5 protein-coding genes are annotated in these 6,077 nt (G+C 36.7%); 3 read left to right on the forward strand and 2 right to left on the reverse strand.

From position 1 onward, the window contains the following. The first annotated feature begins 1 nt into the window (after window position 1). Window positions 2-571, forward strand: a complete 570-nt coding sequence (locus EWU23_RS13505) for a carboxymuconolactone decarboxylase family protein (RefSeq protein ID WP_166233099.1) — start codon at window positions 2-4, stop codon at window positions 569-571. 286 nt (window positions 572-857) lie between these two features. On the opposite strand, the gene EWU23_RS13510 is transcribed toward EWU23_RS13505, so the two are convergent. Both EWU23_RS13510 and EWU23_RS14375 read right to left on the reverse strand, forming a co-directional pair. Further along, window positions 858-1,754 carry a cyclase family protein gene (locus EWU23_RS13510; protein ID WP_166233101.1) on the reverse strand — a complete coding sequence of 299 codons (897 nt, stop codon included), beginning with the start codon at window positions 1,752-1,754 and terminating at the stop codon, window positions 858-860. A gap of 314 nt (window positions 1,755-2,068) precedes the next feature. Next, window positions 2,069-2,317, reverse strand: coding sequence for a DUF7010 family protein (locus tag EWU23_RS14375; protein WP_394367330.1), 249 nt, complete (start codon window positions 2,315-2,317; stop codon window positions 2,069-2,071). 54 nt (window positions 2,318-2,371) lie between these two features. On the opposite strand from EWU23_RS14375, the gene EWU23_RS13515 reads away from it, so the two are divergent. Together EWU23_RS13515 and EWU23_RS13520 are read left to right on the forward strand one after the other, a co-directional pair. Next, a complete protein-coding gene (locus EWU23_RS13515) occupies window positions 2,372-5,182 on the forward strand; it encodes an outer membrane beta-barrel protein (protein ID WP_166233103.1) in 2,811 nt (936 codons plus the stop codon). Between the two features lie 3 nt (window positions 5,183-5,185). Further along, the gene (locus tag EWU23_RS13520; RefSeq protein ID WP_166233105.1) at window positions 5,186-5,926 is read left to right on the forward strand and encodes a GLPGLI family protein; all 741 of its coding nucleotides are present in this window, start codon (window positions 5,186-5,188) and stop codon (window positions 5,924-5,926) included. Window positions 5,927-6,077: the final 151 nt, after the last annotated feature.

Genomic DNA, 6,077 nt, shown 5'->3' on the forward strand with positions numbered 1-6,077 from the left:
GATGCCATATATTAAATTAGAGAGCCACCTACCAGGGATTACAGGATTATTGGAATATAGTAAAGATACCGCACAACCTATTCGCGATCTTACACAGGTATTATTGAGAGGTCCGTCATCATTATCAGAGGCAGAACGAGAACTTATTGCTACGGTCGTTTCACATGGAAATCAATGTGTTTTTTGTACTACAGCACATACGGCTGCCGCTGATTTATTAGCGGGAGAATCAGAAACTGCGGCTTGTGTAAAGACCGATATAGAAACAGCTCCTGTAAGTGAAAAGATGAAGGCGTTATTAACCATTGCGAAACAAACACGCGAAAGCGGGAAGTCGGTTACAGAGGATTCAATTACGCGCGCAAAAGTGGCTGGTGCCACTGATATAGAGATTCATGATACGGTATTGATTGCCGCCTTATTTTGTTTGTATAATCGGTATGTGGATGGTTTAGGAACATCGCTTCCTGAAAACGAAGAATATTATGGTGTGTTAGCTGATAGAATAGTATATCATGGTTATACACGATTACCACAAGGTTACGATCATTTAAAGGGGAATAATAGGTAGATTTTTTAAATTAATGATTCAGTTAGTATAAGCTCTGAGGGCTTCCCTCGGAGCCTATGTAATTATTTTATGTATTGAGAAAATCAACGAACCTTACAAAAGGTTACTGAAAGACCAATTTAGATAGTTTTACCGATATAAATGGCTGCAACATTTCACCTAGTAAGGGAGCAAACAGGAAAGCCATCATTTCTGATGGCTTTTTTATAATCAATGAATTAGGGGTGTTGTCGCTTTGGGTTTCTGCATGTTATTAAAAGTTAAACCAAAGAACGTGTTCATTTCGTTAGATATTTTTTTTCAGCTTAGCCATTGCTCTAACAGGAAATGTACCAACGCCTTTAAATTTGGGCGGAATCGCACTAAAAGTAAAACCGTCTTGAGGCAATAGATTAAGATTGCAAAGATGTTCGACAATTAAAATCTCTGCTCCTAAAAGTGTCGTGTGAACAGGCCTAGTTTTTCCTGATGTGTTGTCAATATTATGGGAATCAATGCCAACCAATTTAACGCTACAATCTTTTAGGTATTTCGCGGCACCTTCTGTCAAATAGGGATGATTTTCATAATATTTTTCGGTATTCCAATTACTGTCCCAACCCGTATGAATTAAAACAGCTCTATTTCTGATTTCGTAGCTTTTTAAATGTTCTTTTGTTATTTCTAATGTTTCGGTGAAAGGAATGCGAATAACAATGGCATCAAGGTCTGTAAAACAGGCTAATCCAACTTCCGAAAGATCTTTTCCATTTTTAAACCTATGAAATGGGCAATCAATATAAGTACCTGTGTTTGTAACCATTTCAATTTTACCAATTTGAAAAGTAGTTCCTTCTGCATAAAATTGTTTTGAATTTTCTCTGCTTAAATAATCGCAAATAATAGGTGCTGGTAAACCTTTATAGGTTACAAGTCCATGTTTTATTGTGTGGCTTAAATCAATGAATAAGCCATTCTCCATTTTCGAATTAATGGATTTTCTTTTATGAGGTTCAATCAATATTTTTTTATTCAAGATTTTGGTTTCGCCTACCATTAGAAGTCTTAAATCTTCTATAATATAATCCGTAAGTTCTTTGTCTGAGATATTGTCGCCCATTATATCAAGCCGAAAATCCTCGCCTTTGATGTTTCCTCCGTTAGTAAAGTATATCTCGAAGTCAAATTTTACTCTCTTATCCATTTGTCGTTTTTTGTGCAAAGTTTTTCAGTGTGGTTTGTTTATAATTACCGCTATATGTGGTCAAACCCTTTACCATATTTCGCAAGTTAATCCTAAATAGGTAAACTTTAAGAAGCGGTATGTTGTGTATTCTAAATACAAAGTAAGAATATTGTGCGGGAGTTTCAGATTGTCCCTAAGCCATTTAGCTGCCATTACTTTTATTAATTAGGAAGGAAGTTAAATGCATGGGCTAACCTCTTGTAACATTGCAATAAGTTTAACTTTTGTCTAGTTACATGTTCTTTCATAGCATGGGGGAGCATACGAGAAAATCAGCAGAAATGCTGACTTTTTTGTTTCTGCGGAATGACAGAAACAGAACAAGTCCAAGAAATTTCAATTAATGAGCCTGTCAACAAAGAACCTAAAGATTGAATTTTTAATTTAAATAACAAGGATGTTGAAATTCCTATAATAGTGCCCAAAATCCAATAAACCCTTTTGCTATAAATGGTAGCAAGCGTTAAATATCTTCCGCCTATAATTAAAAGCATAGCTTGAAAAAACCATTCATCATTTATTGCAGGGGGCTATTTTAAATTTTTTATATTTTTAGAAAATGTCCTAAAATCTTCATGCTTAAATCATTCGCTCTAAGTGCCCTTATACTGCTCAGTTTTGTTGCAATAGGTCAAAACCGTGTTCAAATTCAAGGAAAATTAGTAGATACAAGTGGGCATCCCTTGTCGCAGGCGACGGTGATGTTGTTGCTACCGAAAGACTCCTCATTAGTTAATTTTGGTCGCGCAAATGATCAAGGAGTTTTTGAATTCAAGAGTGTAAAGCGTCAGCCCTATATTTTGAAGGCGTCTTATGTGAGCTATGTCCCCTTACAAGTGGATGTGAAACCATTGCAAGAGGCGACAATTGATTTAGGGGCTTTGATCATGAAGCCTATTTCTAAGGAATTGTTTGAAGTGGTAGTCAGAACGGCGAAAGCTCCTTTGAGCATTCGGGGTGATACGATTGAATACAATGCCGCCTCTTTTAAAGTGCCACCTGGGGCAACAGTGGAAGACTTGTTAAGAAAGCTTCCAGGAATGGAGATTGAGGCGGATGGAAGTATAAGGGCACAGGGCCAAACCGTGAAAAAAGTGACGGTAGATGGTCGTAGTTTTTTTGGGTCTGATCCGAAGTTAGCGACTAAAAATATAGCTGCAGATGCGATTCAAAAGGTTCAAGTGTTTAATGGGAAAACAGAAGCAGCAAAGGTGACTGGCATTGATGATGGGAAAAAAGAGAAGACGATAAATTTAGAGTTAAAGGAGAGCCATAAGAAGGGGGGATTTGGAAAAATAACAGGAGGTATTGCTACGGAAGGAAGAAAAGAGATCAAGGGGAATTACAATAAGTTTGATGCAAAAAACCAACTGTCTTTGATTGGATTGGGTAATAATACGAATCAAACGGGGATGTCTTTTGATGATTACCAAGATTTCAGAGGCAGTCAAGCATTTTCTTGGGGAAATGAGGCAGATTTTGGTTTTACAGGAAACGTGCGTTACATTACTTTTGATGATGGAGATGATCAAATGGGGATTCCAATTGGAGGCAGACGCGATGGTTTTTCAAAGAATTATTCGGGTGGGGCCAATTACAATTATGACACGAAAAAGACTAAATTCAGTTCGAATTACTATTTCAATCAATCTGAACGTTTAATTGATAAAATCTCAAGTACGCAACGCTTTTTTCAAGATAAAACTCAAAATTCAGCGGATACAACCAGCCAGCGAACGTTCTCCGCGAATCACCGCATGAGTATGCGCTACGAGAAAGCTATCGACACGTTGAACACACTTATTTTAATAAGTAATGGTAAAATGTCTTTTGGAAACGCTGATCAAAAGAGTCAAATTTTTCAACAATTATTGGTTCAAAATAATTTTTATCCGCGCCAAACAAAATTGTTAAATGGAAGTGAACAGCAATCTTTTTCGGTACAAAACACAGCGATATTTCGACATAAATTTGCTAAAAAAGGACGCAGTTTTTCAGCTAGTGCAGGGTATAATTATGCTAATTCTGATGGGTCGTCTACCCAGAAATCGATCAGCCAATTCTTAAGTGCAACTACACTACGGGATTCGATTCAGGCTATTGATCAATTGACAAACAACTTCTCTAGAAAAACACAAGTCAAGTCAAGCCTCTTTTTTGTGGAGCCTTTGTCTAAGGTATTTTATTGGGAGTCATTTTTTAATACGAGTTTCCAAAGTAACCGCCTAAACCGCGATCTTTCTGATCGTAGTACCACTGGAGTAGATAGTAGAAATGACAGTTTAAGCCGATATTATGATAATAATTTAGCTTACAATCGGCTAGGTTCTAGCGTTCGCTATTCAAAGGACGGGGTGAATATAACGGTAGGATTAGCAGCTCAGCATTTTAACCTAACGGGGGATTTTAGAAAATCTGCTACTGCCTCAAATTTAGCCACGATTGATTTAAATTATTTTGCATGGATTCCTAAAGTGGGGCTTGACTTAGAATTAAAAAATAATCGGTATTTATTTTTTTCATATGATAAATCTGTTCAGGAGCCAAGCATTAGAGATTTACAGCCCATTGTTGATAATAGCAATCCCTTATTTTTACGTGTAGGTAATCCGAATTTATTACCGAGTCTTAATCACTCAATAAGTTCTGGATTTAACTTATTTGATGCGGCGAATTTCTTAAATCTATATACGAATCTTGCGTATAATTATAATGTAAATCAAGTGGTGTATAGTCAAAGTATCAATTCGAATGGTGTCGTATTAACCAAGCCCTTGAATATATCTGGGGGGGAGAGCTATGTGGGCTATTTTGGATTCGGGTTTCCATTGAAAAAAACGGTTAGTACGATGAATATTAACGCGGATTTTAATTTGGCAAAAAACCCACTCTTTTTAAATGATGTTTTGTCTAATACAAATACCAATGCAGGCAGTTTGGGGGCACGTATTTCTTTTACCCCCAATGATCGAATCACGTTTTATATGAATGCCAGATTCGGTTTGAACAATACAAGCTACGATAAATCAGCTTTGCCAGAGCAAACCATTCGCAATAATCAGTTTGGGTCTGAATTAACAGTTAATTTTGGCAAGAACACCTTTTTGTCTTATAATTTAGATTACAAAGTGTATGAAAATAAGACAAGAGGTTTGTACCAAGAAATGCCTATTTTGAACGTTTCGGTATTCAAATATCTAGGGAAGGCACAAAAATCAGAAATTCGATTGACCGTGTACGATGTATTTAAAAAGAATCTTGGGGTTAATCAATTCGCTTTTCAAAACTTTGTGAGTTTTGAAAAAACTCAAACGCTTTCCCAATATGTCATGCTGAGTTATACCTACAATATGCGAGGCTTAAATTCTCCCATTCGTAAAAGATAAAAGATGAAGCAAATAGGATTTTTATTGTTTTTGATTTCCTTTTCAGCCTTCTCTCAAGAAGGAAAAAAGGAGGGAATGGTTCAGTACGAACGAACGACTTTTTGGGCCAACATTATGACTCGCTTAACGTATTTAAGTGCAGAGGAAAAAGACCGAATAAAGTTAACTTGGGGAAGCTCAGACGAAGGATGGAAACAAAAAATGACCTTGGCGTTTAACGAAAATCAAAGCTTGTATATGCAAGGTGAGGAAAATGCAGAACAGGGTTGGTCTGGCCGAAAAGAGACCTTTTTCTTAACGAAGAATTTTGCTTCAGAACACTCCACCGACTACATTGATTTACTCGGAAAGACCTATGTGGTGGATGACTCTTTGCATGCACCCTCTTGGAAAATTTTGAATCAAATTAAAGAAGTGGCAGGTTTTATTTGTATGAAAGCGGTGACGGTCGATACCGTGAAAAAACAAACAATTACGGCTTGGTTTGCGCAAGATATTCCGGTTCAAGCAGGTCCCGAGCGCTATTTTGGTCTTCCTGGTTTAATTTTGGAATTGGATATCAATGACGGGGATGTGACGATTATTGCCAATAAAGTCGAGTTTAAAAAACTGACGAACGAATTCAATTTGAAGAAAATTAAGGGCAAGAAAATCTCGGATGCTGATTACAATAAAATCATTGCTGATTTCATTAAAGAATCGATCAAAGGGTTTCGAAATCCATATTGGGGCTTGAGGTATTAAAGTTGAATTTAAAGCTTTAGTATCTGTACGTCCCTGATATATGTTGACCACAAAAGTCAAAATATATGAAAGCGAATTTACATCAAATCAGGAAAACTCGTTGTTACTCGGAAGCATTTAAACGAGAAATTGTGAGTATGTTTGAGTCTGG

Origin of the sequence: Aquirufa beregesia (assembly GCF_011090385.1) — a bacterium.
GTDB classification, from domain to species: domain Bacteria; phylum Bacteroidota; class Bacteroidia; order Cytophagales; family Spirosomataceae; genus Aquirufa; species Aquirufa beregesia.

What these genes read in the sequence shown, in the direction of transcription:
- EWU23_RS13505 (WP_166233099.1), top strand. Translation starts at nt 2, where the DNA reads ATGCCATATATTAAATTAGAGAGCCACCTACCAGGGATTACAGGATTA.
- EWU23_RS13510 (WP_166233101.1), bottom strand. Translation starts at nt 1,754, where the DNA reads ATGGATAAGAGAGTAAAATTTGACTTCGAGATATACTTTACTAACGGA.
- EWU23_RS13515 (WP_166233103.1), top strand. Translation starts at nt 2,372, where the DNA reads ATGCTTAAATCATTCGCTCTAAGTGCCCTTATACTGCTCAGTTTTGTT.
- EWU23_RS13520 (WP_166233105.1), top strand. Translation starts at nt 5,186, where the DNA reads ATGAAGCAAATAGGATTTTTATTGTTTTTGATTTCCTTTTCAGCCTTC.